Genomic DNA, 24,993 nt, shown 5'->3' with positions numbered 1-24,993 from the left:
GGTGAGCCGCATGAAGCCGCTCGCCGTCGGGTCCGGCTCGGCCGCCGGATGAGGCTCCGCGGTTCGCCGGGCGCCGACGGTACGGATGGTGGCCGCGTGCGGCGGGCGAGAGAAGTGAGGATCTGGCGCCATGGGCCGTCGGCTCGTACCGCTCACCCTGGACAACCTTCCGGACATCCCCAAGCCGTGTCGTTCCTGTGTGTTCTGGGAGCTGGACCCCGTCAGCGGGGATGCCGCAGTGGCGGCGGGCCGTGCCGGCCCGGAGAAGGAAGCCTGGCTCTCCGCGGTTCTGCTGGACTGGGGTTCCTGCGGGCGCGTGGTCTATGTGGATGAGGCGCCGGTCGGCTTCGTGCTCTACGCGCCGCCCGCCTACGTACCGCGTGCGGCGGCGTTTCCCACGAGCCCGGTGTCAGCCGATGCGGTGCAGTTGCTGACGGCTCGGTTGGTGCCGGGTTTCCAGCGGCAGGGGCTGGGGCGGGTGATGGTGCAGACCGTGGCGAAGGACCTGATCCGGCGGGGCTTCAAGGCCATCGAGGCTTTCGGCGATGCCCAGTGGTCCGAACCAGCATGTCTGCTGCCCGCGGACCATCTGCTGGCTGTCGGCTTCAAGACCGTACGGCCGCACTCCCGGTACCCGCGGCTGCGGCTGGAGCTGCGGTCGACACTGTCGTGGAAGGAAGACGTGGAGCTGGCGCTCGACCGACTGCTGGGGGCGGTGCAGAAGGAGCCCGCACTACGGCCACTGTGAGCGGGCATGAGAAACGGGCCCGCCCCACAGGGGGCAGGCCCGTTTCACGTGAAACATCGTGCTGTTCGCTCAGGCGAGGAAGTCCGCCAGCTCGCGCTCGATGCCGGCCTTCGGCTTGGCGCCGACGATGGTCTTCACGACCTCGCCACCCTGGTAGACGTTCATGGTCGGGATCGACATGACGCCGTACTTGGCGGTGGTGGCGGGGTTCTCGTCGGTGTTGAGCTTGGCGATGACGATCTCGTCGTGCTCGGCGGCGATGGCCTCCAGGGACGGGGCAACCTGACGGCACGGGCCGCACCAGGTGGCCCAGAAGTCGACGAGAACGGGCTTGTCGCTCTTCAGGACGACCTCTTCGAAGTTGGCGTCCGTAACGGTAACCGTGGCGCCGGCCATGGCAGTCTCCTTACTCAAGGGGTGGTGGAAAGCTGGGGAACCGCAGGCTCAGACGGCCGCGGTCTTCTCGGGCTCGGGGGTGGCGTCGCCGTCGGAGAGCGCCGCGAGGAAGCGCTCGGCGTCGAGAGCGGCGGAGCAGCCGGTGCCGGCGGCGGTGATCGCCTGGCGGTAGGTGTGGTCCACCACGTCACCGGCGCCGAAGACGCCCGGCAGGTTGGTGCGGGTGCTGGGCGCGTCGACCTTCAGGTAGCCCTCGTCGTCGAGCTTCAGCTGGTCCTTGAACAGCTCGGTACGGGGGTCGTGGCCGATCGCGATGAACAGGCCGGTGACCGGCAGCTCGGAGGTCTCGCCGGTCTTGAGGTTGCGCAGCGTCAGCCCGGAGAGCTTCGCGTCACCCTGGATCTCGGCGACCTCGCTGTCCCACACGAACTTGATCTTCGGGTCGGCGAAGGCGCGCTCCTGCATCGCCTTACTTGCCCGCAGGGTGTCGCGGCGGTGGACGATCGTCACGGTCTTGGCGAACCGGGAGAGGAAGGTGGCCTCCTCCATCGCGGTGTCGCCGCCGCCGATCACGGCGATGTCCTGGTCCTTGAAAAAGAACCCGTCGCAGGTGGCGCACCAGGAGACGCCGCGGCCGGAGAGCTCGTCCTCACGGGGCAGACCGAGCTTGCGGTGCTGCGAGCCGGTCGTGACGATGACGGCCTTCGCGCGGTGCACGGTGCCAGCGGTGTCGGTGACGGTCTTGATCTCGCCGGTGAGGTCAACGGTGACGATGTCGTCCGGGACCAGCTCGGCGCCGAAACGCTCGGCCTGGGCCCGCATGTTGTCCATGAGGTCGGGGCCCATGATGCCTTCACGGAAGCCGGGGAAGTTCTCCACGTCGGTGGTGTTCATCAGCGCACCGCCGGCGGTGACGGCACCTTCGAACACCAGCGGCTTCAGGGAAGCACGGGCGGTGTAGAGCGCTGCGGTGTACCCCGCGGGCCCGGAGCCGATGATGATCACGTTGCGGACGTCGCTCACGGGTGTCTTCCTTGTCTCTGCCGACTGCTTGCTGGGGCTCTGGAACTCTCACCCCACCCAACGGATCCTACGGGGCGAGCATTCCCGGCGTGCCACAGCGCACAGGCGGCCGGTCAGTCCCGAGGGTAGGAGCGGCTCAGCAGAACCTTCCCGGGCGCCGGCGGCTCGGCGGAGACACAGGAGGCGTCGACCACGTACGCGATGACATGTTCGGGGTCGGAGGGTACGGGGAGGACGGCGAGGTAGACGCTCTTGCCCTGGTAGGTGTCCTGCCGGGCGGCGAGCGGGGCCTCCGGGCTGCCGATACCCCTGGTGACGCAGGACGGAACGGTGGTGTTCCCGCCGCGCATCGGGGTCTCCGGTTCGCTGCGGGTGCCGATTCCAGGGGACTTCGGTGAGCCCGCGGTGGCAAGGAGCTTGTGGACCTGTGCGGCGAGTGTCGTGGAGGACAGTTCTCCCGGTGCACCGGTGGCCTTCTTCTCCGCCGTGGTGCGCCGGTCCGTCCCACCGTCGGGATCGCTGTCGGTCGAAGAGTTCTGTACGACGATTCCGCCCACACCGATCAGCGCTGCGGCCGCGGCCGTCCCCAGCAGGACGCGGGGCCAGCGTCGTGAACGAGTCGAGCGGCCACCTGGCGTACGCCGTCCCGGTCCGGTGGTCCCGCGGGGGCGCCCGGCGGGCCGGCTCACCCCGCCCAACGGCAGCGCGGCCTCGGTTTCCCGTGAAACGTCGGCATCGGCCTCGGGTGTTTCACGTGAAACAGCGTTGAGCGGGTCGCCGGATTCACGGGAGGCGGAGGCAGACTCAGCGTGATCCGATGCGGGTTCGTGGAGTGTTTCACGTGAAACCGAGGATTCCGGCATGGCATTCAGCAGAGCCTCGGCCGCGAGAGCGGCGTCAATGCGTCCGGCGACCTCGGCCGGCATGGGCACCGGGCCGGGAAGCGTCCCGAGGAGGCTCCGGATCTCCTCCAGCGAGGCGAGAACGTCTTCGCAGAGTGCGCACACCGCCAGGTGAGCTCGGAGTGCGGTGGCGCGGGCCGGAGGGAGAAGTCCCTCCGTGAGGTCGGAGATCTCCGAGACCTCCGGGTGCTCATCCGTGCCGGTCGTCGACGTCACGCTCGCCCACCTCCGCCCTTCACGGCACCTGTGTCGTTCGGTCCTGGTGTCGGTGGGACGGATTCCCCCGGCTCCTGGTTCCTTGCCGCCTTCGCCGTTCCCTCCTTGTCCTCGGCCCGGAGATGCCGGACCAGAGGCAGCAGCCGGGCCCGGCCACGTGCACAACGGCTCTTCACCGTGCCTGTCGGTACGTCGAGGACGGCTGCCGCCTCCGCGACCGGGTATCCCTGCATATCGACGAGGACGAGCGCGGCGCGCTGTTCCTCCGGAAGGGTACGCAGCGCACCGAGTAGTTCCCGGTGGAGATCCTTACGCTCCGCCGGTACCGCGGCCGACTCCTGCGGCTCCAGGAGCTGATCGAGCTGTTCGGTCTCGGCAACGGGGGAGGTACGCCGGGAGGCCGCTTTCCGGGCACGATCCAGGCAGGCGTTCACCGTGATGCGGTGCAGCCAGGTGGTGACGGCCGACTGCCCGCGGAAGGTGTGGGCGGCCCGGTAGGCGGAGACCAGCGCGTCCTGCACGGCATCGGCGGCCTCCTCGCGGTCGCCGAGGGTGCGGATCGCGACCGCCCAGAGCCGGTCACGGTGGCGTCGGACGATTTCCCCGAAGGCATCCGGATCACCTTTGACGTGCAGCGCGAGAAGATCGGCATCGCTCGATGTGGCTGCTTCGTCATCTTCGGCGCGCACGGCCCTCCCACAGGTACTCTTTCCCTTGCCCCATTGAAGCCCGCCGCATGGCGAAAGTAAATGAAACTGCGGATGCAGGGCTTCAGAAGAGGGCCGCTGACCAGCACAGATGGGATCGCGTACCAGGTGCCTGAGGTAGGGGAGGGAGAAATGCGGTATTCGCGTACGGGGAAACCGGGCTTGTTCCGGAATGCGGGGAAAACCTGGTGGTATCAGTCGATCTGGTCGCTGAACGGGGAAAAGGAAGGGCCCGGCCGATCCGTCGGCCGGGCCCTTCTATGCCGGTGAGCGGTTTTCCGGCTCCTTGCTCATCCGGTGAAGGAGATCTCCCGGATGGCCTGCTTGTAGCCTGCGCTGCTGTAGTCGTCGCCCGGGGCGTAGGGCATGGCCGTCATCCAGACCAGGACGTAGCGCGCCTTCGACGGGGAGCTGAGCTTGACCTTCGCGGTCGTCTCCGAGGTGTCCGCACCACCGAGGCGCTTCATGGAACTGAGCGGGGCGGAGGGAGACAGGGACGACGCCGCGTAGAGCGTGACCTTGGTGTGCTGGCCCGAGTAGTGCAGGTCTATCGACGCGCTCCCCAGCCGCTGCTCCGAGCCGAGGTCGTAGACGATGCCGACGCCCTGCTTGAAGTGCGGGTTCATGTCGGGGCCGTCGCGGTAGCTCATGCTCCGCCAGTAGGTGCTGGAGTCCTTGTCATAGGTGTAGCGCACCTGATCGGGATGTTGCGGGCGGCCGTCCGGGTAGTACTCGGCGGCGTCCTCGATCTTGAGGGGCTTGCCGTTCGGCTTGGTGTCGTGGTGCGCGTTGGCCTGCGGAGTCCCGCTGCCGGAAGTGTCGTTCTCCTGCTTGAGCAGGGTGTCCGCCAGCTGCCAGCTGCCGAGACCGAGCGCGGCGATCAGCAGCGCGGAGACACACCACTTCAGCGCCTTGCCGGTGCGGCTCTGCAGCGGGGGCGGCGGCGTGGGCACGGGCTGCGTGGCACGGTTCATCGGGTGGCTGCGGGCCGCCTGCCCGTAGCTGCCCTGCTGGTACTGGGTCCGCTGGTACGGGGGCGGGGTGGTGAACGCCGTCTCCGGGGGCCGGATGCGGGGCATCGCCGCCACCGCCTTGGCCAGCTCGTCCGGAGTGGTGCACGGCTGCTCCTGGCGGGAGGCGGTGGCACCGTCGTTGACCAGCGCGCGCATGGCGAGTTCGGACAGACCGCGGTGGACGCCGGCCCGTACCTGGTCGGGGGCGATCAGTCCGACGCCCTTGGGCAGCCCGGACATGCCGTAGGCGTCGTTCTCGTACGGCCAGCGCTGGGTCAGCGAGGCGTAGAGGAGGGCGCCGATCGCCTCCGTGTCCGCGCGCTGCGGCTCTTCGCAGGTCAGCCCCCGCAGCGCCGCCATGATGGCGAGGCCGCGGATGCGGTACTGACCGGATTCCGTGCGGAGCACCGATCCGGGGTTGATCCGCAGGTGGGACAGGCCCTCGCGGTGTGCGGCGGCCATCGCCTGCGAGACCTGGCTGACGAGCTGGTAGGCGTCGTGCGGCTCCAGCGGTCCCGCGGCGAGCACGGCGGCCAGGTCGGTGGCGTCCGGCAGCCACTCGTGGACGACGTAGACGAGATCGTTCTCCTCGACGGCGTCGAGGATCTGCACGAAGCGGGGGTCGCCGAGGAGCGCCGCGGAACGGGCCGCCGACAGGACCGGGCGGGCCCGTGGGTGGTCGGCGGGCAGGATGTGCACCCCGACGGCGCGGCGCAGCTTCTCGTCGACTGCGCGCCAGCTGCTGAATCCCTCCAGCCGGGTGACGCACTCCTCCAAGCGGTAGCGCTTGGCGAGCTTGTGGCCGCTGTGCAGCTCGGAGGGTTGTGCGTCGGCTGCCGAGGTCGCGTCATCGGTGCCGACGGCTTCCTTCTCCGCGCCGGACGCCTTGTCGGGCTTCGCGCCGTCGTCCATGGCCTTCTCCGCCTTGGCGGTCAGCGGTTGGTCACCGCTCGTGTCGGCCACGTCGACGGCAGCCGTGCTCCGTTCCGCCACCGTCGTTCCTGCCTCCCCATCCGTTGCAGGCTCAATGAGCCACGACAATTGTGCCCACAGTCCGCCACTATGCACGACACGCGGTGGCGGTCGATGGTTGTGCCTCAGCGCCCCAGCTTGGCGCGGACCATGCCGACCAGCGCCGTCATCTCTTCGATGCGCATCTTCCGCGCGGCCACGTAGAAGACCCCCAGAAGGGCGACCGCACCCACGATCAGTGCGGCGAGCGATCCGAGGAACCCACTGCCGAGTCCCTGCATGATGCCGTACACCGCCGCACCGGCGATGACGGTTGCGGGAATGCTCGCCCCCGCCAGGCGGGCGTAGGTGCGCACGATACGGGCGCTGTCCAGGTCACCGTTCATCCGCTTGCCCAGCCGCCGCCAGGCGACCACGACGCCGATCATGTAAGCGATGCCGTAGGCGGCGGCCATTCCGATCACCGCCCAGCGCGCGGGCAGGATCAGGAAGCAGGCGCCCGAGGCGGCGGCGTTGACCGCCGCGACGATCACGGTGTTGTAGAAGGGCGTCCTGGTGTCCTCGTAGGCGTAGAAGGCGCGCAGGATCACGTACTGCACCGAGAACGGGATGAGGCCGATACCGAAGGCCATCAGCATGTAGCCCATCGGGACGCCCGCGCCGGACGAGCCGTAGACCAGGGTGCACAGCGGGACGCCGAGGGCGAGGAAGCCGAACGAGATCGGGACGATGGCGACGGCCGAGGTCCGCAGGCCCTGGGACATGTCGTCCCGGACCGCGCCGCTGTCGCCGTCGGCCGCCGACCGGGCCAGCCGCGGCAGCAGCGCCGCCATCACGGAGACGGTAATGATCGCCTGCGGCATGTTCCAGATCAGCTGGGCGCTGGCGTACGAGATGAAACCGGTGCCGGGGTGGCCCTGGCGGTCCGCGGTGTTTCCGGCCCAGGTGGAGAGCTGGGTGACGACGAGGACGCCCGCCTGGTTGGCGAGGACGAACAGAACGGTCCACTTCGCGAGCTTGGCGGCCTTGCCCAGCCCGTGCCCGCGCCAGTCGAACCGCAGCCGGAACGTGAAGTCGGCGTCCCGCAGGTACGGGATCATCGCCAGCGCCTGCACCACGAGACCGAGCAGCGTGCCGATGCCCAGCAGGCGGATGCCCTCGTCGGGGATGGTGGTGACGCCGATACCGGAGGTCTCCGCGGTGCCGTACACCCAGATGAACAGCCCGAATGTGGCGATCATGACGATGTTGTTGAGGACCGGGGTCCACATCATCGCGCCGAAGCGGCCGCGGGCGTTGAGGATCTGCCCCATCACGACGTGCAGCCCCATGAAGAAGATCGTGGGCACGCAGTAGCGGGTGAACGCGACGGCGACCTCATTGGCCGCCGGATCACGGGAGATGTCGAACGAGACGAGTTTCACGAGCAACGGCGCCGCGAAGATCGCCACGACCGTGAGCGCGCCCAGAATGACGATGACCAGCGTCAGCAGACGGTTGGCGTACGCCTCGCCACCGTCGTCGTCCTCCTTCATCGCGCGCACCAGCTGCGGGACGAAGACGGAGTTCAGGCCGCCGCCGATGGTCAGGATGAAGATCATCGTGGGCAGCTGGTACGCCACCTGCCAGGAGTCACCCAGCACCGCGCCACCGAGCGCCGCGACGATCAGCGCGGAGCGGACGAAGCCGGTGAGACGGGAGACCATCGTGCCCGCGGCCATGACCGCGCTGGACTTGAGCAGCCCGGAGGCGCGTCCCCCGGACGGCTTCCCGGCGGCCGCGACCGGCTCCGGCTCCGGCTCGGGCTCCGGCGATTCCGGCACGGCCTCGGGAACACCTGCCACCGGTCCGGGCTCCGCCGCCACCGGGCGACGCGGCTCGTACGGCTGCTGATCGCGGAAGAGGTGCGCGAACGCGTCCGGCTCCGGCTCCTGCCCCGCTGTCTCACGCACCCCGGCGAACTGCATAGTCGCCTCCGCGTCGCCGTACGGCGCTTCCGCCGGCGGGCCTGCGGGAGCGGTCGGCGCGGGGGCGCCCCAGCCCTGCTGCCCGGGGGCGTACGGGGCGGTGGGCTGCGGCGGGAACGGCCCGTCGGGCGCGCCGGACGACTGCTGTGCCGCGCCGCCCGGGTACGGCGGCGCGGTCGTCGATCCGTAGCCCTGGTGCGTCTCGCGGTGCGGGCCGTCCGGCGCGTAAGGGGTCCGGCCGTACGCGTCCGGGCCGTACGGCTCCTGCGCGTAGGGGGCGCGGGCGCCCGGCGCCTGCGGCGTCGGTGGGACCGGCCCCGCGGGGTCGCCCTCGGCGCCCCGGCCGCGGTCACCGTCAAACGGCGCGTTCATCGCTGCCCCACCTCATCCGTCGCCGGCCCTCCGGCCCCGCCATGTATCAACGGTCCACTTTCTCACCTGAGCCGGACGGACCGGAGTTTCCCGAACCGGTGTCCGGTGCGTGGTCACCCGGCTGCCCGGCGTCCTCGTCGTTCACACCGTCGGCCTCGTCCGCACCGTCGCGGCCGTCCGGACCGGGGCCCTCGGGCCCGTCGGAACCGTCCGGACCGGCCTCGCCCTGCGGGCCCTCGCCCGTCTGCCGGGCGGCCGCGCGCTTGCGCTGGAGGTAGATCCGCACACCCGCCAGGACGAGCAGCAGGACGCCGCCCGCGATGACGAGCATCACCGTCGCGGTGATCTCCGTGACGTTCACGACGAACGTCATCGGCTGACCGTACGGCTTTCCGTCCGCGGTGTAGAGCTGGGCGTTCACCCGGACCGGGCCGTTGGCGTTCGCCGTGGTGTCGAACTTGAAGGACTGGCTGTGGCCGCCGTCGACCTTGATCTCCTGCGGCTCGCCCGCGCTCAGCCGGTTCGGCTGCGAGGACGTCAGTTTCAGCGTCATCCCCTCGACACCCTGGAGGAGATTGTTCTGCACCGTCACCGGGATCGTCGCGCTGCGCCCGGAGAGCGTGGCGTTCGACTTCTGGATCAGATGGACCTTACGCGTCAGCTCGTCGAGGTTGTCCCGCACCGAACTGCGGAACGCGGCGGCTCCGGCCCTGTTGCCGCGCCACTGCGTCGACATCCCCCGCATGATCGCGTTGCCGAACGGGGTCACCACGCGCTCGGGGCGGTCCAGATTCACCCGGAACTCGTCCAGCGCCGCCTGGGTCTCCTGGATCTGGCGGAACGCCTCGGTGGGCATCTCCTGGTGGCGCAGCGACGACGGGTACGCGGCGCGGCTCGGGATGTTCCGCGCCGCCGCCTCGTCGGGCTCGGCCTTGGCCGCGTCGCTCAGGTCCAGCGGCTGCGTCCAGTCGGTGGTCTCCAGCGTCCGCAGCGCCGTGGCCATGGCCTGCGCCTGGCTGGTGGACGGCATCCGCTGCGGCGCGACGACGATGCTCCGTTGCCGGTCGGGGTCCTGGAGCCCGATCAGCCGGGTCTGGGCCAGGAACGACTGGATCGCGCGGGAGGCGCGGCCGCCCTTCGTGAGGTCGCCCTCGAAAGCGGTCGACAACCCTTCGTCGGCGACGATCGCGGTGTTGCCGCCGCCGATGGGCCGGGCGGCGGTGGGCGTGTACGTCAGCCGGCCGGACTCCCGCAGGCTGTCGCTGCGGGTGATGACGTTGTGGGCACCGGCGGAGGTGGCGACGTCCACGATCGAGGAGTCGACCGCGCCGTCGACGGGCCAGGCGAAGTCCGTACGCGGTTTCACGCCCAACGTGGTGTCGACGGTGGTGGACGCCAGCTCCGTGGCCGGGCCGAGGTGACCGAGGGCGCTGGGCACGTTCTTGCCCTGGTGGGCGAGGGAGGCGAGATCCGGGTCGGCGAACGGGAGCGCGACGACCTCGTGGCTCTTCACCGCTTCCGTGAGGTCGTTCAGCCACTGCTTGGCGACGGCTTGATTCTTGCCCGCGGGGCCGTCGGGACCGTGCACCCGGTACGGCTTGGTCATCGCGTCGACGGTTGCCAGGAGATCCGGGTCGATGACGAAGGTCACCGGGAGGTCCTTGCCCAGCGCGACCATCTGCTGCAACCGGCCGCCGGGCTTGATCTCCGAGGCGAGATCGTCATCGCGGAAGACCGGCGTCTGCTGCGCGTCGGCGTCGGTCTGGGCGGTGAGATGGGTCGAGGAGATCAGCGGCCACATGTAGGTGAGCTGGGTCTTCTTCCCCGTCTCGCCCTCCTGCCAGGGCAGGAAGGTGCGTTCGACGCCGAGGACCTGCTCGTACTGTCCCTGCGGGCGGCCCGAGAGGGAGACGCCGAGCTGATAGACGCCGCCGTCGCCGAGGTCGAGGTCCTTGACCGGGACGCGGAGTGAGAAGGAGCGGCTGACGCCGGGCTGGAGTGTGTCGACATCGGCGGTGCGGCCCTTGATCTCCGGGCCGTCCTCCACGGGGGAGAAGCCGGTGCGTCGCGCGGCGGTGTCGAGCGCGCTGCGCCCGCTGATCTCCGGTCCGCGCCGGAGGGCGACGTGGGCGTCGGTGACCGTGGAGCGGCTGTCGTTGGTCACCGTGCCGGAGACGGTGACGGTGTCGCCCTTGCCGGGGGCGGCCGGGGTCAGCGAGTCGATACTGACGTCGACGCTGTGCGGTCCGGTGGGGGTGGCGTGTGCCGCCGGTGCCTGCGGGAGCTGGAGCACACCCATGAGCAGGGGCACCCCGGTGAACAGCGCCGCGCCGCGTCGTAGCCAGCGCCCGCGCGGCCGTTCAGTCCACCGGAACCTTGCCGCATCGGCCACGCGCTCGCCCGTCCCTCGTCGTCGTCAGTGGTCGTTGGAATGTGCGTCCACGCATGGTAACGAGGTGCGCAGCGGCGTCGTGCCATGGTGTGCGCCACAAGATCACAGGCCGGACCGGCCTGTACGGCGCCCTCGGCGGCGGGACGCCGGGCGCGGCACGGGCACGTACCCTTTTCTGTTGTGCCGAACGCCAACAATGACATCCCCGCCCCGCAGTCCGAGCGCTCTGCGCAGTCGACGAACGCGCTGAGCCAGGTACAGCGCCGTGCCGTGAGCGAACTGCTGCGCGTCTCCCCCGTGGCGGACGACCTGGCCCGCCGATTCCAGGAGGCCGGGTTCACGCTTGCCCTGGTCGGCGGCTCGGTGCGGGATGCGCTCCTGGGCCGGCTCGGCAACGACCTGGATTTCACCACGGACGCGCGCCCCGAGGACGTTCTGAAGATCGTCCGCCCGTGGGCCGACGCGGTGTGGGAGGTCGGCATCGCGTTCGGCACCGTCGGCTGCAAGAAGAGTTCCTTCGACATCGAGGTGACGACGTACCGCTCCGAGGCGTACGACCGCACCTCGCGTAAGCCCGAGGTGTCCTACGGCGACTCCATCGAGGAAGACCTCGTCCGCCGCGACTTCACGGTGAACGCGATGGCCGTTTTCCTGCCGCAGAAGGAGTTCATCGACCCGCACGGTGGCCTGGAGGACCTCGCGGCCCGTGTGCTGCGGACGCCCGGTACGCCGCAGGAGTCGTTCTCGGACGACCCGCTGCGGATGATGCGCGCGGCCCGGTTCGCCGCTCAGCTGGACTTCGAGGTCGCCCCGGATGTCGTGGCGGCGATGAAGGCGATGGCGGAACGGATCGAAATCGTCTCCGCGGAGCGTGTCCGGGACGAACTGAATAAGCTGATCCTCGCTCCCCACCCGCGCAAGGGGCTCAAGCTGCTGGTCGATTCCGGGATCGCCGACCGGGTGCTGCCCGAACTACCCGCCCTCCGGCTGGAGCGTGACGAGCATCACCGGCACAAGGACGTCTACGAGCACACGCTCACGGTGCTGGAGCAGGCGATCGACCTGGAAGAGGACGGGCCGGACCTGGTGCTGCGGCTGGCGGCGCTGCTGCACGACATCGGAAAGCCGAAGACGCGCCGGTTCGAGAACGACGGCCGGGTCTCCTTCCACCACCACGAGGTGGTCGGCGCCAAGATGACCAAGAAGCGCATGACCGCGCTGAAGTACTCCAACGACCTGGTGAAGGACGTCTCGCGGCTGGTGGAACTCCACCTGCGCTTCCACGGCTACGGCACCGGTGAGTGGACGGACTCGGCGGTCCGCCGCTACGTCCGTGATGCGGGCCCGCAGCTGACCCGCCTGCACAAGCTCACCCGCTCGGACTGCACGACACGCAACAAGCGCAAGGCGAACGCCCTGTCGCGCGCGTACGACGGTCTGGAGGAGCGTATTGCGCTGCTCCAGGAGCAGGAGGAACTGGACGCGATCCGGCCCGACCTGGACGGCAACGAGATCATGCAGATCCTGGACATCGCCCCGGGGCCGGCTGTCGGCAAGGCGTACAAGCAGATGCTGGAGATGCGGTTGGAGAACGGTCCGATGGAGCGCGAGGACGCGATCGCCGCGCTCAAGGAGTGGTGGGCCAGCCAGCAGGGCTGATGTTTCACGTGAAACGGACCACCGGCGGTCCGAGCGGTTGGCGGGCCGTCACGTTTCACGTGAAACGTGGTGGATGAGCCTCGGGGCGGTGTTTCACGTGAAACACCGCCCCGAGGCTTGTCCGCTCTACTTCGCCGGGGTCAGGCAGAGCACCATGTGGGTGTCGGCGCGCTTCCGACGCGTCACGGACTTGGAGTACGCCGACTCCCCCGCGGGGCAGACAGAGGGGTCGGAGGTGTCGTTGTGCACCGCGGTCACCTTGTACTGGGCCTCCGAGGTGCCGCAATCCACGACCTTGAGACCGTCGTCGAGTGAGCTTGCGGACTTCTTGACGCAGTCACCGACCTCGGCGCTGTCCGCGTCGTCCAGGCTGCTGATCCAGAAGATCGCGCCGACGATCAGCGCGAGGACGACGCCTATGCCCTTCAAGATCGCCATGGGAGACCGCTTCTTGGCGGGACGCGGCGGAGGTACGGGAGCACCGCCCTGCGGCGCGTACGACTGCTGCGGCGGAGGCACGGGAGCGCCACCCTGCGCATAGGGCTGCTGCGGCGGCGCGGGGTACCCCGGCTGCGGCTGCTGATAGCCGTACGGAGCGGGCGGCTGCTGAGGGTGGGCGTACCCGGGCTGAGGCTGGCCATAGGGAGCCTGGGGTGGCTGCGGCGCCTGAGGGTAGGGGTTCTGCCCGTACGGCGCCTGGCCGTACGGGTTCGGGCCCTGAGGCGGCATGGTCATGGAACTCCCCCGAAGTTTGATGTGTACAGGCTCGTGCAGGACGCCCGTAAGGTACCTGGTCCGCGTGGCCGTCCACGGAGCCCGGTCGTCACCATGCGGGGCGGCGGCGCCTACCCGCGCCTCGTGCGCACCACCGTGGCGGCGACGAATGCGTAGATCACGGTCACCATGAGCAGCAGAACGCCGGACCTCCCGTCCGGCGGCAGCACAAGGGCGGCGACCGCGGCGGCACCGACGAAGGCGACGTTGAACAGCACGTCGTAGAGGGCGAAGATCCGGCCGCGGAACGAGTCGTCGACCGTGGCCTGGACGACCGTGTCCGTGGAGATCTTGGTCCCCTGGGTGCCGAGACCGAGTACGAAGGCGGCGGCCAGCATCGGCCCCGGCGTGAAGAACAGACCGAGCGCCGGCACCAGTACCGCGCCCATGGCGGCACAGCAGGCGATCCAGCCGAACGCGCCCCAGCGCGCCACCGCCCACGGAGTGACGACAGCGGCCAGGAAGAAGCCCGCGCCCGACACCAGGACGGCGACCCCGAGCAGGGCCAGGCCCTCGGATTCGGTCGCGGCCCACGCGTACCGGCACAGCATCAGCACCATCACCGTCAACGCGCCGTAGCAGAAGCGGATGAGGGTCATCGCGATCAGCACACGGGCCGGGGCGCGTCGCTCGGCGAGGTGGCGCAGTCCCTCGGCGAGACCTCGTACGGTGCTCAGCAGGGCCTGTCGCAGACGCGGTGGGCGGGCGGTGAGGTCAGGGCCGAGCAGGTGCGGCGTCATCCGCAGCGCGGTGAGTGCCGAGCAGAAGTAGAGGGCCGCGGCCAGCAGTATGACGAACACGTCCGCGTCCGGGCCGGCCAGCCGGACCGCGAAGGCGAGCCCGCCGCCCGCCGTCGCGGCGAGCGTACCGGCGGTGGGGGCGAGGGAGTTGGCCATGACCAGCTGTGGTCCGCCGTCGACCACCCGGGGCAGCGCGGCCGAGAGCCCGGCCAGCACGAACCGGTTCACCGCGGTTACCGAGAGGGCCGACGCGTAGAAGAGTCCGTCGGGGACGTCCGACACGATCAGTGCCGCCGTCGCCAAGGCCAGCAGGGTGCGCAGCAGATTGCCGTGGAGCAGGACCTGGCGGCGCCGCCAGCGGTCGAGCAGCACGCCGGTGAACGGCCCGAGGAGCGAGTACGGCAGCAGCAGAATCGCCATGGCGGAGGCGATGGCCGCCGGTGAGGTCTGCTTCTCCGGGGAGAAGACGACGTAGGTGGCGAGCGCGACCTGGAACGCCCCGTCGGCCGCCTGGGACAGCAACCGTGCGGCAAGGAGCGAACGGAAGTCACGCAGCCGGAGTAATACGCGGAGGTCGCGCACAGCACGCATGAGGCACAGCCTCACACAGCCCACGGGCCTCCGGGAGAGATACCCGGAGGCCCGTGGAGTCAGGCGATGCGGGGAGCGTCAGCGCTCGACCTCACCCTTGATGAACTTCTCGACGTTCTCGCGCGCCTCGTCGTCGAAGTACTGCACGGGCGGCGACTTCATGAAGTACGAGGAGGCGGAGAGCACCGGGCCGCCGATGCCGCGGTCCTTCGCGATCTTCGCGGCGCGCAGCGCGTCGATGATGACGCCCGCGGAGTTGGGGGAGTCCCAGACCTCCAGCTTGTACTCCAGGTTCAGCGGGACATCGCCGAACGCACGGCCTTCGAGGCGGACGTACGCCCACTTGCGGTCGTCCAGCCAGGCCACGAAGTCCGAGGGGCCGATGTGGACGTTGTCCTCGCCCAGTTCACGGTCCCTGATCTGCGAGGTGACGGCCTGCGTCTTGGAGATCTTCTTGGACTCCAGGCGCTCCCGCTCCAGCATGTTCTTGAAGTCCATGTTGCCGCCGACGTTCAGCTGCATCGTGCGGTCCAGGACGACGCCCCGGTCCTCGAAGAGCTTGGCCATCACACGGTGCGTGATGGTGGCGCCGACCTGCGACTTGATGTCGTCACCGACGATCGGGACGCCGGCCTCGGTGAACTTGTCGGCCCACTCCTTGGTGCCGGCGATGAAGACCGGAAGGGCGTTGACGAAGGCGACCTCGGCGTCGATGGCGCACTGCGCGTAGTACTTCGCCGCCTCCTCGGAGCCGACAGGGAGGTAGCAGACCAGGACGTCGACCTGCTTGTCCTTGAGGACCTGGACGACGTCGACCGGAGCCTGCTCCGACTCCTCGATCGTCATGCGGTAGTACTTGCCCAGACCGTCGAGGGTGTGGCCACGCTGGACCGTCACTCCGGCGTTCGGCACGTCGCAGATCTTGATGGTGTTGTTCTCGCTGGCGCCGATCGCGTCCGCGAGGTCGAGGCCGACCTTCTTGGCGTCGACGTCGAAGGCGGCCACGAACTCGATGTCGCGGACGTGGTAGTCGCCGAACTGCACGTGCATGAGGCCGGGCACACGGCTCTCCGGATCGGCGTCCTTGTAGTACTCGACGCCCTGTACCAGCGAGGCGGCGCAGTTGCCCACGCCGACGATGGCTACGCGAACCGAACCCATTCCGGTTGCTCCCTGTGTTCTCGATGAGGCCCTGCCGGACAGGACCTCATGTGGTGGTGTCATCGGACGGGTCCGGCCGGGATCCGCCCCGGTCCCGGGGCAGGCCGTCCGTCTCTCCTGACTGATCCTGCTTGTCCCGCTCAGCGGGTCCGGGCGGATGCCGCTCGTGCCCGGTGCGCTCGCTCTCGATGAGTCCGTTCAGCCAGCGGACCTCGCGCTCCACGGATTCCATGCCGTGGCGCTGGAGTTCGAGGGTGTAGTCGTCCAGCCGATCGCTGCTGCGGGCCAGGGAGGTACGCATCCTTTCGAGACGTTCCTCCAGCCGGCTGCGGCGCCCTTCCAGCACGCGCATACGGACGTCCCGTGACGTCTGGCCGAAGAACGCGAAGCGGACGCCGAAGTGTTCGTCCTCCCACGCGTCCGGACCGGAGTGTGAGAGCAGTTCCTCGAAGTGCTCCTTCCCTGCCGAGGTCAAGCGGTAGACGATCTTCGCCCGGCGTCCGGTCAGAGCCGTGGCGGGCGCGCCCTCGGGCGGTCCGCCGGGCTCCTCCATGAGCCAGCCGTTCGCGACCAGCGCTTTGAGGCAGGGGTAGAGGGTGCCGTAGCTGAACGCGCGGAAAACCCCGAGTGAGGTGTTGAGCCGCTTGCGCAACTCGTAGCCGTGCATCGGGGATTCGCGCAGCAGGCCGAGGATGGCGAATTCGAGGACGCCGGAGCGTCTGCTCATGCTCTGCCTCCTCGAACTCGCACTCTTTATGCCGTGCTGATGTATCGACTCGATACATCCAGACGATAGAACGCCACGTGGGACGGGACAAGCAAGGGCGCGGTGAACGGCGTCACATCACCGATTCGTAGGGTCCAACCTGCCTGATTTGGAGTGAATTTAGGCGGTGGGCAGGTTTTGGCCGTGCGTAGTCTGTGCGGCATGCAGACTGCCGGGAACCGTGGGCCGATAAGTGGCGTCCCTGTGCTCGGTGTAGTGCGGCCCGCGCGTCAGGAACGGGCCGTGCATCGGGGGGACCTGAAGACAACCACCGCCTTCAGGCGACGAGATAGCGCGCCTGCCCGAGGAGTATCCGTTCCATGAGCGAGCACCGTCGCAAACCGCCACAGCCGCAAGGTGGCGGACGCGCCGCGGCCCGACGTGCCGCACAGCAGTCATCGGGGCGTCGCGCGGCGCCCCGCGGTGCTGCTTCCGGCTCCGCATCCCACTCTGCCGCGCACGGCCAGGAGCGGCCACCCGGCGGGCGGGCGGAAGCACGTCGTGCGGCGCAGCGCGGAGGCCGCCGCCGGGCGTCCGACGCGGCAGGGGCCGCCGGCGGTGGACGTGGCGGTGGCCGGGGCCGTCGTGGCGGCGGTGCGGACAGCGGTGGCCGGGGACGCGGGAAGGGCGGGAACGGCCCCGCCAAGAAGCGCTTCATCGACTACCCGCGGGCCGGGCGCGTCGGGTGGCGGCGCTTCGTACCGTCGTGGAAGCAGGTCACGACGGTGTGCATCGCTTTCCTGGGCGTCATAGTCGGGGTCACCGGCATCGCGCTGTGGCTGGTCGAGGTGCCCAAGGAGAGCATCGCCGCCCGGCAAGAGAACAACATCTACTACTGGGCCAACGGCGACGTCATGGCCCGAGACGGCGACACCAACCGGCAGATCGTGCAGATCAGCGACATCCCGATGTCGATGCAGAACGCGGCGATCGCGGCGGAGAACGCGTCCTTCCGGGAGGACTCCGGCGTCGACCCCATGGGCATCGTCCGTGCCCTGGTGAAGATGGCCAAGGGCGAGGAGACCCAGAGCGGTTCGACCATCACTCAGCAGTACGTCAAGAACGCCATGCTGAGCCAGGACCAGACGATCACCCGTAAGTTCAAAGAGCTGTTCATCTCCATCAAGGTCGGCTGGAAGATGAAGAAGCCCGAGATCCTCCAGGGTTACTTCAACACCAGTTACTTCGGCCGCGGTGCCTACGGGATCCAGGCGGCGGCGCAGGCGTACTACGGCAAGGATGCCCGCGCCCTGAAGCCGGACGAGGCAGCGCTGCTGGTGTCGGTGCTCAAGGGGCCCGAGCTCTACGACCCGGCCGGCGGCTCGGTGCCGCACTCCAGCCCGCAGGAGAACGAGAAGCGGGCCAGGGGCCGCTGGTCGTGGGTGCTCGACCGGGAGGTCCAGGTGGGCCTGATGCCCAAGAGCGAGCGGGCCAAGTACACGAAGTTCCCGACGCCCCAGCAGCCGAAGACGTCGGCCGACAAGAACGGCCAGATCGGCTATCTGACGGACACGGCGAAGAAGTACGTCCTCAAGAACGCCCACCTCAGCCAGGCGGCGTTCGACAAGGGCGGCTTCCAGATCTACACGACCTTCGACAAGAAGAAGGTCACCGCGCTCGCCAACTCGGTGAAGAAGGTCAATCAGCGCTACATCAACCCGGAGAAGCGGGAGAAGGACAAGTACGTCCAGTTCGGTGGCGCCTCGGTGGAGCCCGGCACCGGCAAGATCGTCGCGCTCTACGGCGGTGAGGGCTACGACAAGGGCCACTTCAGCAACAACGCCGACACCTTCGGTGTGCCGGTCGGCTCGACCTGGAAGCCGTTCGTCCTCGCGGCGGCGATGAAGTACGGGACGCAGCACAGCAACGGCCAGCCGCTGTCGCCGGAGAGCCGCTACAACGGCAACGACCACCTCAAGGTGAAGAACGCCGACGGCACCGACTACCTGTCGAAGGACAACTCGCCCTTCTACCAGAAGAACGAGAGCGAGCACGCCTGGGGCTACATCACCCTGAAAAAGGCGATGGAGCAGTCGGTCAACACCCCGTTCGTCCAGCTCGGCATGGATGTCGGGATGAGCAAGGTGCGGGACATGGCACGAGCCGCGGGCATCTCGGACGCGAGCTTCGACAAGTACCTCAACCCCTCGTTCGCCCTCGGCACCTCGACGCCCAGCGCGATCCGCATGGCCAACGCCTACGCGACGTTCGCGAAGTCGGGTACCAAGGTGGAGCCGTACTCGGTCACCGAGCTGAAGCACCACGGCGAGGTGGTGGATGCCATCGAGGCGCCCGCGGCGGAACCGGCGATCGACCCGGACATCGCCAACAACGTCACCAAGGTGCTGGAGAACGTCATCACGAACGGTACGGCCAAGAAGGAAGCGACGAAGCTGGGCCGTCCCGCGGCGGGCAAGACCGGTACCACCGACGAGAACAAGTCGGCCTGGTTCGTCGGGTACACCCCGCAGCTGTCCACCGCGATCTCGATGTTCCGTGAGGACCCGAAGAACCCCCGCCAGCTCTCCATGAACGGTGTCGGTGGCTTCGACTCGATCCATGGTGGCGCGCTGCCGACGGAGGTCTGGACGCAGTACATGATCCAGGCGCTCAAGGGGACACCGGTCAAGGACTTCCCGCCGGCCACGCCGATCGGCCAGCCGTTCGACGAACCGGGCATGCCCACCCAGAAGCCGTCGCAGACGCCGTCCCAGAAGCCCTCGCAGACGCCGTCCCAGACGCCGACGCACTCCGAGACGCCGACCCATTCGCCGACCCCGACGGCCACCGAGACGTGTGCCGACTGGGACATCGGCTGCCACGACAACGGCGGTACGACCGGCGGTCCCGGCGGAACGGATGGCGGCACGGGCGGCGACACCGGAGGGTCCAGCGAATCGCCGGATCCGACGGGCGGCCCCACCGGCTGGTGGGGCGGACCGACCGGGGAGCGCCCCTGACCCACCGCTGTTTCACGTGAAACAGCCGCCCTCGGCACAGCGCCGGGCCCCCGGCCGTTTCACGTGAAACACCGCACCACGAAGCCCCCGACCCGGCTCGACCGGGCGGGGGCTTCGCCACGTTCCGCACAGGGACGTGCGGCAGGATGGGGCCATGACGAGCGTGCACGGGGACGAGTCCGTACGGCCCACACAGCGGGACGAGGTCGCGGCAGCCGGCAGTGAGCTGCTCGGAGGACCGCTCGGCCGCCGGGCGCTGCCCGGCACGGGCCGGCTGACCCCGGTCAGGGTGATCGTGCTCGTCGCCCTCGGGATGTTCGCCCTCGGGATGGTGCAGAAGCTCCCCTGCTACAACGGCGGCTGGTTCTTCGGCGCTACCACGCAGTACGCCCACGCCTGCTACTCCGACATCCCGCACCTCTTCGCCGGCCGCGGCTTCGCCGACGGCCTCGTCCCCTACTTCGACCGGCTGCCCGGTGACATGGAGTACCTGGAGTACCCCGTCCTCACCGGACTGTTCATGGAGGTCGCCTCCTGGCTGACCCCGAACGGCGGCGAGATCGTCCAGCGCGAGCAGATCTACTGGCTGGTCAACGCCGGGATGCTGATGGTCTGCGCCGCCGTGCTCGTCGTCTGTGTGGCCCGTACGCACCGGAACCGCCCCTGGGACGGGCTGCTCGTCGCGCTGGCCCCCGCGCTGGCGCTGACCGCCACGATCAACTGGGACCTGCTCGCCGTCGCGCTCACCGCCGCGGGCATGCTCCTGTGGTCACGGAGCCGCCCGCTCCGCGCCGGAGTACTCATCGGGCTGGCGACCGCCGCCAAGCTCTACCCCGTCCTGCTCCTGGGCCCGCTGCTGGTGCTCTGCTGGCGGGCCGGCACCTGGCGGGCCTACGGCCGCTGCCTGGCCGGTGCCGTGGCCTCCTGGCTCGTCGTCAACCTGCCGGTGATGTTCGCGCACGGCCCGAGCGGTTTCCACATCCGCGAGGGGTGGGCGAAGTTCTACACCTTCAGCCAGGAGCGGCCGATCGACTTCGGCTCCGTCTGGCTGCTGCTCTCCCAGCGCACCGGGAACCCGCTGGAGAACGCCAACCTCTACGCCACCTTGCTGATGCTCATCGGCTGCGCCGGTCTCGGTCTGCTCGCCCTCCACGCGCCGCGCCGCCCGCGCTTCGCCCAGCTCGCCTTCCTCGTCGTCGCGCTCTTCATCCTGACGAACAAGGTGTACTCCCCGCAGTACGTGCTGTGGCTGATCCCGCTGGCGGCGCTCGCCCGGCCCCGGTGGCGGGACTTCCTGGTCTGGCAGGGGTGCGAGGTCCTCTACTACCTGGGGATCTGGCTGTACCTCGCCTACACGGGCAGCGGCGACAAACACCAGGGGCTGCCGACCGAGGGCTACCAACTGGCGATCGTGGTGCATCTGCTGGGCACGCTCTACCTCTGCGCCGTCGTGATCCGCGATGTGCTGCTGCCGGAGCGCGATGTGGTCCGCCGGGACGGCGCGGACGACCCGTCCGGCGGAGTCCTCGACCGGGCCCCCGACGTCTTCGTCCTGGGCCGTACCCCGCTCCCCCGCCCGACCGCGCACTTCGAGAGCGCCCCGCAGGTGCGCTGGGGCGCCGTACGGGAGTGAGCCGCCCGGAACGGGCGAAGGCCCGGCCCCGCGGGAGTGCCGCGGAGCCGGGCCTTCGTCGTACGGGCCGTGGGCCCGGGTCAGCGGTCGACGATCCGGTCGAACTGCGTCGTGGTGTGCCGCAGATGCGCCACCAGCTCCTCGCCGACCTGCGGCGCGGGCGCGTCGCTCGGCACGAAGAGGATCGACACCTGCATGTGCGGCGGCTCCGCGAACCAGCGCTGCTTGCCGGACCAGACGTACGGGGCGAGGTTGCGGTTGACCGTCGCCAGGCCGGCGCGCGCCACGCCCTTGGCCCGCGGCATCACCCCGTGCAGCGCCTTGGGTGACTCCAGGCCCACGCCGTGCGAGGTACCGCCGGCCACGACCACCAGATAGCCGTCGGACGCGGCCTTCTGCTGCCGGTAGCCGAAGCGCTCACCCTTGGCGACCCGGGTGACGTCGAGAACCGAACCGCGGTACTCGGTGGCCTCGTGGTCGCCGAGCCAGAGCCGGGTACCGATCCGCGCGCGGAAGCGGGTCTGCGGGAACTGCTGCTGGAGGCGGGCCAGCTCCTCGGCCTTGAGGTGGCTGACGAACATGGTGTGGAGCGGCAGGCGGGCGGCCCGCAGCCGGTCCATCCAGCCAATGACCTCCTCGACGGCGTCGGAGCCGTCGGTGCGGTCCAGCGGCAGGTGGATGGCGAAGCCCTCCAGCCGGACGTCCTCGATGGCGGCGGCCAGCTTGGGCAGGTCCTCCGGCGTGACCCCGTGCCGCTTCATGCTGCTCATGACCTCGATGACGACGCGGGCGCCCACCAGGCCGCCCACCCCCTCGACCGAGGAGACCGAGCGGATCGCGCGGTCGGGCAGCGGCACCGGCTCCTCACCGTGGCGGAACGGCGTCAGGACGAGGAGGTCGCCGCTGAAGAAGTCCTTGATCCGGGCCGCTTCGTAGGTCGTGCCGACGGCGAGGATGTCGGCCCCGAGGCGGGCGGCCTCATCGGCGAGGCGCTCGTGGCCGAAGCCGTAGCCGTTGCCCTTGCAGACCGGGACCAGCCCGGGGAACTGCTGGAGAACGCTCTGGTGATGCGCCCGCCAGCGCGCGGTGTCGACGTAGAGGGTGAGCGCCATGGCCGGGCCCGGAACCTTTCTCGTGGCTGGGTGTGACGGAGGACGTGCGGGAGGGACGGTCAGCGGCGCGACATATACATGTCGAGCGCCTTGTGCAGCAGCTTGTTGAGCGGGAAGTCCCACTCACCGAGGTACTCCGCCGCCTGACCGCCGGTGCCGACCTTGAACTGGATCAGACCGAAGAGGTGATCGGTCTCGTCCAGCGAGTCGCTGATGCCGCGCAGGTCGTAGACGGTGGCGCCGAGCGCGTAGGCGTCGCGCAGCATCCGCCACTGCATGGCGTTGGACGGGCGCACCTCGCGGCCGATGTTGTCGGAGGCGCCGTACGAGTACCAGACGTGACCGCCGACGACCAGCATCGTCGCGGCGGAGAGGTTCACGCCGTTGTGGCGGGCGAAGTAGAGCCGCATGCGGTTGGGGTCCTCGGAGTTGAGGGCCGTCCACATGCGCTGGAAGTAGCCGAGCGGGCGCGGCCGGAACTTGTCACGCTCCGCGGTGATCTCGTAGAGCCGCTGCCACTCGGCCAGGTCCTCGTAACCGCCCTGGACGACCTCGACACCGGCCTTCTCGGCCTTCTTGATGTTGCGGCGCCAGAGCTGGTTGAAGCCCTTGTGGACCTCCTCCAGCGAACGGTTGGCGAGCGGCACCTGGTAGACGTACCGGGGCTGGACGTCACCGAAGCCGGCGCCGCCGTCCTCGCCCTGCTGCCAGCCCATCTTGCGCAGCCGGTCGGCGACCTCGAAGGCGCGCGGCTCGATGTGCGTCGCCTCGACGTCCCGCAGCCGCTTGACGTCCGGGTCCTGGATACCGGCCTTGATCGCGGGGGCGTCCCAGCGGCGGATGATCACCGGCGGGCCCATCTTCACGGTGAACGCGCCCTGCTGCTTGAGGTGGGCCAGCATGGGCTGGAGCCAGTCCTCCAGATTCGGCGCGTACCAGTTGATGACCGGGCCCTCGGGCAGGTAGGCGAGGTACCGCTTGATCTTGGGGAGCTGCCGGTAGAGGACGAGACCCACGCCGACCAGCTCGCCGGCCTTGTCGAACCAGCCGAGGTTCTCCGAGCGCCACTCGGACTTGACGTCAGCCCAGGCCGGGACCTGCATGTGGCTCGCCGCCGGCAGACTCTGGATGTACGCCAGATGCTGCTCTCGGCTGATGGTCCTCAGGGTCAGGCTCATGCGGGGCGCTCCTCGGCAGGTGTGTCCCCAGGGTCGGGGCTCCGGCTCTCGCGCCGAAGCCTACTGGGGAGCGCCCCGTTCAGGCGTACGGGAGCCGGGTGCGCGCCCGCACCGGCGGGCGGCGGGACACGGCGGAGGCGGCGCCCGCGGTGGACGCCGCCTCCGGTACGGAACGGCCCGGCCGGGTCAGAAGACGCCGCCGAAGAGTCCGCCGTGCGCGAGGCCGATGTAGAAGCCGACGGCCGCGGCGCCGAGGCCGATGATCGTCATGAAGCGTTCGCCCGTCGTGGACGAGACGAACTGGCTCCAGAGCCCCGTGGCGATGCCGATCAGGCCGACCCAGGAGCTGACCAGGTGCAGGCTGGGCGCGAGGCTGGTGAAGACGGCGATGGCGCCGAGGACCAGGGTCACGGCGGCCAGCGTGTTCTCCACTGGATGTGCCCTGCCGTCACTGTTGAGGAACGCGAGCAGGTTGCGCTGGGTCCTTACTGCCTGTGCCATGCGGCACCTCCCAAGAGAGGCGGCGCGGGGTCACGCCGCTCACACCCGATGTGTTCCAGATTGCGGGGTTCTGCGGTCGGATTTCAACCGGAAGCGTGCCAGCGGGTACGCTGTACGGTCTGCGCCCATCTCTGTCCGGATCCTCCGGAAGGAGCCGGCGCGGAACGCATCACGACCCTCCTGCCACGGAACGACCGTGGCCGCTGAGTCCAAAGGAGGTGGGTTCCACATGCGTCACTACGAGGTGATGGTCATCCTCGACCCCGATCTGGAGGAGCGCGCTGTCTCCCCCCTGATCGAGAACTTCCTCTCCGTCGTCCGTGAGGGCAACGGCAAGGTGGAGAAGGTCGACACCTGGGGCCGTCGTCGTCTCTCGTACGAGATCAACAAGAAGCCCGAGGGCATCTACTCGGTCATCGACCTGCAGGCCGAGCCTGCGGTCGTCAAGGAGCTCGACCGTCAGATGAACCTGAACGAGTCGGTCCTCCGGACCAAGGTCCTCCGTCCCGAGACCCACTGAACGCATCTGCGTCAGCGGTAACCGGGTCCGAGTAGCAGCAACACCAGCAGCCAGCAGCACACCCGCCGAGAGGTTCCCCTAATGGCAGGCGAGACCGTCATCACGGTCGTCGGCAATCTTGTCGACGACCCCGAGCTGCGCTTCACCCCGTCCGGTGCGGCGGTCGCGAAGTTCCGCGTCGCGTCCACTCCCCGCACCTTCGACCGTCAGACCAATGAGTGGAAGGACGGCGAGAGCCTGTTCCTGACCTGCTCGGTGTGGCGTCAGGCGGCGGAGAACGTCGCCGAGTCCCTCACGCGGGGCACCCGCGTGATCGTGCAGGGCCGCCTCAAGCAGCGGTCGTACGAGGACCGCGAGGGCGTGAAGCGCACGGTCTACGAGCTCGACGTCGACGAGGTCGGCGCGAGCCTGCGCAATGCCACGGCCAAGGTCACCAAGACCAGCGGTCGCGGTGGCCAGGGCGGCGGCTTCGGAGGCGGTCCGCAGGGCGGTGGCCAGGGTGGCGGCGGCTGGGGCGGCGGCCCCGGCGGCGGCCAGCAGCAGGGCGGCGGCGGGGCTCCCGCCGACGACCCGTGGGCGACCGGCGGCCCCTCCGGCGGCGGCCAGCAGGGTGGCGGCGGCGGTGGCTGGGGCGGTGGCTCCGGCGGCGGCTACTCGGACGAGCCGCCCTTCTAGGACCGTGCGGCCGTC

At 69.4% G+C, this 24,993-nt stretch carries 20 protein-coding genes; 6 read left to right on the top strand and 14 right to left on the bottom strand.

Annotated elements, in window-relative coordinates:
• Positions 1 to 130 precede the first annotated feature (130 nt).
• Entirely contained in the window at positions 131 to 748 is a 618-nt protein-coding gene (locus ACZ4M8_RS19445; protein ID WP_467608926.1) for a GNAT family N-acetyltransferase, read from the top strand.
• A 69-nt stretch (positions 749 to 817) separates the two neighbouring features.
• Here the strand turns inward: ACZ4M8_RS19445 and trxA are convergent, their stop codons facing one another.
• The 7 genes from trxA to ACZ4M8_RS19410 form a co-directional block, all read right to left on the bottom strand.
• On the bottom strand, positions 818 to 1,144 hold the full coding sequence (gene trxA, locus ACZ4M8_RS19440; protein ID WP_143939999.1) for a thioredoxin: 327 nt from the start codon (positions 1,142 to 1,144) through the stop codon (positions 818 to 820).
• Positions 1,145 to 1,192: 48 nt separating this feature from the next.
• Complete coding sequence (trxB, locus tag ACZ4M8_RS19435; protein WP_467608923.1) at positions 1,193 to 2,167, bottom strand: thioredoxin-disulfide reductase; 975 nt, start codon at positions 2,165 to 2,167, stop codon at positions 1,193 to 1,195.
• Positions 2,168 to 2,280: 113 nt separating this feature from the next.
• Positions 2,281 to 2,724, bottom strand: coding sequence for a hypothetical protein (locus tag ACZ4M8_RS19430; protein WP_467608921.1), 444 nt, complete (start codon positions 2,722 to 2,724; stop codon positions 2,281 to 2,283).
• A 557-nt stretch (positions 2,725 to 3,281) separates the two neighbouring features.
• On the bottom strand, positions 3,282 to 3,974 hold the full coding sequence (gene sigM / locus ACZ4M8_RS19425) for an RNA polymerase sigma factor SigM (RefSeq protein ID WP_467608919.1): 693 nt from the start codon (positions 3,972 to 3,974) through the stop codon (positions 3,282 to 3,284).
• 308 nt (positions 3,975 to 4,282) lie between these two features.
• Positions 4,283 to 5,998, bottom strand: a complete 1,716-nt coding sequence (locus tag ACZ4M8_RS19420; protein WP_467608917.1) for a protein kinase family protein — start codon at positions 5,996 to 5,998, stop codon at positions 4,283 to 4,285.
• Between the two features lie 104 nt (positions 5,999 to 6,102).
• Entirely contained in the window at positions 6,103 to 8,316 is a 2,214-nt protein-coding gene (gene murJ / locus ACZ4M8_RS19415; RefSeq protein ID WP_467608915.1) for a murein biosynthesis integral membrane protein MurJ, read from the bottom strand.
• 46 nt (positions 8,317 to 8,362) lie between these two features.
• Positions 8,363 to 10,708 carry a DUF6049 family protein gene (locus ACZ4M8_RS19410; protein ID WP_467608913.1) on the bottom strand — a complete coding sequence of 782 codons (2,346 nt, stop codon included), beginning with the start codon at positions 10,706 to 10,708 and terminating at the stop codon, positions 8,363 to 8,365.
• Between the two features lie 180 nt (positions 10,709 to 10,888).
• Between ACZ4M8_RS19410 and ACZ4M8_RS19405 the strand changes: the two genes are divergently transcribed.
• Complete coding sequence (locus tag ACZ4M8_RS19405) at positions 10,889 to 12,367, top strand: CCA tRNA nucleotidyltransferase (RefSeq protein WP_467608912.1); 1,479 nt, start codon at positions 10,889 to 10,891, stop codon at positions 12,365 to 12,367.
• A gap of 126 nt (positions 12,368 to 12,493) precedes the next feature.
• On the opposite strand, the gene ACZ4M8_RS19400 is transcribed toward ACZ4M8_RS19405, so the two are convergent.
• The 4 genes from ACZ4M8_RS19400 to ACZ4M8_RS19385 all read right to left on the bottom strand — a co-directional run bounded on the left by ACZ4M8_RS19400 (position 12,494) and on the right by ACZ4M8_RS19385 (position 16,360).
• Positions 12,494 to 12,805, bottom strand: coding sequence for an LppU/SCO3897 family protein (locus tag ACZ4M8_RS19400; protein WP_467608909.1), 312 nt, complete (start codon positions 12,803 to 12,805; stop codon positions 12,494 to 12,496).
• Between the two features lie 407 nt (positions 12,806 to 13,212).
• Complete coding sequence (locus ACZ4M8_RS19395; protein WP_467608907.1) at positions 13,213 to 14,472, bottom strand: MFS transporter; 1,260 nt, start codon at positions 14,470 to 14,472, stop codon at positions 13,213 to 13,215.
• A gap of 78 nt (positions 14,473 to 14,550) precedes the next feature.
• Positions 14,551 to 15,633 carry an inositol-3-phosphate synthase gene (locus ACZ4M8_RS19390; RefSeq protein ID WP_467608905.1) on the bottom strand — a complete coding sequence of 361 codons (1,083 nt, stop codon included), beginning with the start codon at positions 15,631 to 15,633 and terminating at the stop codon, positions 14,551 to 14,553.
• Between the two features lie 46 nt (positions 15,634 to 15,679).
• Positions 15,680 to 16,360 (bottom strand): PadR family transcriptional regulator, encoded by a 681-nt coding sequence (locus ACZ4M8_RS19385; RefSeq protein ID WP_467608902.1) that lies wholly within the window; start codon positions 16,358 to 16,360, stop codon positions 15,680 to 15,682.
• A gap of 359 nt (positions 16,361 to 16,719) precedes the next feature.
• On the opposite strand from ACZ4M8_RS19385, the gene ACZ4M8_RS19380 reads away from it, so the two are divergent.
• Together ACZ4M8_RS19380 and ACZ4M8_RS19375 are read left to right on the top strand one after the other, a co-directional pair.
• Positions 16,720 to 19,359, top strand: a complete 2,640-nt coding sequence (locus tag ACZ4M8_RS19380; RefSeq protein ID WP_467608900.1) for a transglycosylase domain-containing protein — start codon at positions 16,720 to 16,722, stop codon at positions 19,357 to 19,359.
• Positions 19,360 to 19,513: 154 nt separating this feature from the next.
• On the top strand, positions 19,514 to 20,992 hold the full coding sequence (locus ACZ4M8_RS19375) for a glycosyltransferase family 87 protein (RefSeq protein ID WP_467608897.1): 1,479 nt from the start codon (positions 19,514 to 19,516) through the stop codon (positions 20,990 to 20,992).
• An 80-nt stretch (positions 20,993 to 21,072) separates the two neighbouring features.
• Here the strand turns inward: ACZ4M8_RS19375 and ACZ4M8_RS19370 are convergent, their stop codons facing one another.
• The 3 genes from ACZ4M8_RS19370 to ACZ4M8_RS19360 all read right to left on the bottom strand — a co-directional run bounded on the left by ACZ4M8_RS19370 (position 21,073) and on the right by ACZ4M8_RS19360 (position 23,783).
• Complete coding sequence (locus ACZ4M8_RS19370) at positions 21,073 to 22,104, bottom strand: alanine racemase (protein WP_345089327.1); 1,032 nt, start codon at positions 22,102 to 22,104, stop codon at positions 21,073 to 21,075.
• 59 nt (positions 22,105 to 22,163) lie between these two features.
• Positions 22,164 to 23,282, bottom strand: a complete 1,119-nt coding sequence (locus tag ACZ4M8_RS19365; protein WP_467608895.1) for a lipid II:glycine glycyltransferase FemX — start codon at positions 23,280 to 23,282, stop codon at positions 22,164 to 22,166.
• A 186-nt stretch (positions 23,283 to 23,468) separates the two neighbouring features.
• The gene (locus tag ACZ4M8_RS19360) at positions 23,469 to 23,783 is read right to left on the bottom strand and encodes a hypothetical protein (protein WP_467608892.1); all 315 of its coding nucleotides are present in this window, start codon (positions 23,781 to 23,783) and stop codon (positions 23,469 to 23,471) included.
• A gap of 229 nt (positions 23,784 to 24,012) precedes the next feature.
• Here ACZ4M8_RS19360 and rpsF point away from each other — a divergent pair, with 229 nt between their 5' ends.
• Entirely contained in the window at positions 24,013 to 24,303 is a 291-nt protein-coding gene (gene rpsF / locus ACZ4M8_RS19355) for a 30S ribosomal protein S6 (protein ID WP_003978891.1), read from the top strand.
• Positions 24,304 to 24,384: 81 nt separating this feature from the next.
• Positions 24,385 to 24,978, top strand: coding sequence for a single-stranded DNA-binding protein (locus tag ACZ4M8_RS19350; protein ID WP_345089339.1), 594 nt, complete (start codon positions 24,385 to 24,387; stop codon positions 24,976 to 24,978).
• The last annotated feature ends 15 nt before the right edge of the window (positions 24,979 to 24,993 follow it).

It is taken from the genome of Streptomyces sp. NPDC027185, assembly GCF_055567035.1.
Note: the sequence above shows the minus strand (reverse complement) of the source record. Positions and strands in the feature narration are given on the sequence as shown.

Excerpts from the sequence above, each read along its gene's own strand:
- ACZ4M8_RS19380 (WP_467608900.1), top strand. The coding sequence starts at position 16,720 with ATGAGCGAGCACCGTCGCAAACCGCCACAGCCGCAAGGTGGCGGACGC.
- ACZ4M8_RS19350 (WP_345089339.1), top strand. The coding sequence starts at position 24,385 with ATGGCAGGCGAGACCGTCATCACGGTCGTCGGCAATCTTGTCGACGAC.
- ACZ4M8_RS19365 (WP_467608895.1), bottom strand. The coding sequence starts at position 23,282 with ATGAGCCTGACCCTGAGGACCATCAGCCGAGAGCAGCATCTGGCGTAC.
- murJ (WP_467608915.1), bottom strand. The coding sequence starts at position 8,316 with ATGAACGCGCCGTTTGACGGTGACCGCGGCCGGGGCGCCGAGGGCGAC.
- ACZ4M8_RS19445 (WP_467608926.1), top strand. The coding sequence starts at position 131 with ATGGGCCGTCGGCTCGTACCGCTCACCCTGGACAACCTTCCGGACATC.
- ACZ4M8_RS19390 (WP_467608905.1), bottom strand. The coding sequence starts at position 15,633 with ATGGGTTCGGTTCGCGTAGCCATCGTCGGCGTGGGCAACTGCGCCGCC.
- ACZ4M8_RS19385 (WP_467608902.1), bottom strand. The coding sequence starts at position 16,360 with ATGAGCAGACGCTCCGGCGTCCTCGAATTCGCCATCCTCGGCCTGCTG.
- ACZ4M8_RS19360 (WP_467608892.1), bottom strand. The coding sequence starts at position 23,783 with ATGGCACAGGCAGTAAGGACCCAGCGCAACCTGCTCGCGTTCCTCAAC.
- ACZ4M8_RS19400 (WP_467608909.1), bottom strand. The coding sequence starts at position 12,805 with ATGGCGATCTTGAAGGGCATAGGCGTCGTCCTCGCGCTGATCGTCGGC.
- rpsF (WP_003978891.1), top strand. The coding sequence starts at position 24,013 with ATGCGTCACTACGAGGTGATGGTCATCCTCGACCCCGATCTGGAGGAG.
- trxA (WP_143939999.1), bottom strand. The coding sequence starts at position 1,144 with ATGGCCGGCGCCACGGTTACCGTTACGGACGCCAACTTCGAAGAGGTC.
- ACZ4M8_RS19395 (WP_467608907.1), bottom strand. The coding sequence starts at position 14,472 with ATGCGTGCTGTGCGCGACCTCCGCGTATTACTCCGGCTGCGTGACTTC.
- ACZ4M8_RS19375 (WP_467608897.1), top strand. The coding sequence starts at position 19,514 with ATGACGAGCGTGCACGGGGACGAGTCCGTACGGCCCACACAGCGGGAC.
- ACZ4M8_RS19370 (WP_345089327.1), bottom strand. The coding sequence starts at position 22,104 with ATGGCGCTCACCCTCTACGTCGACACCGCGCGCTGGCGGGCGCATCAC.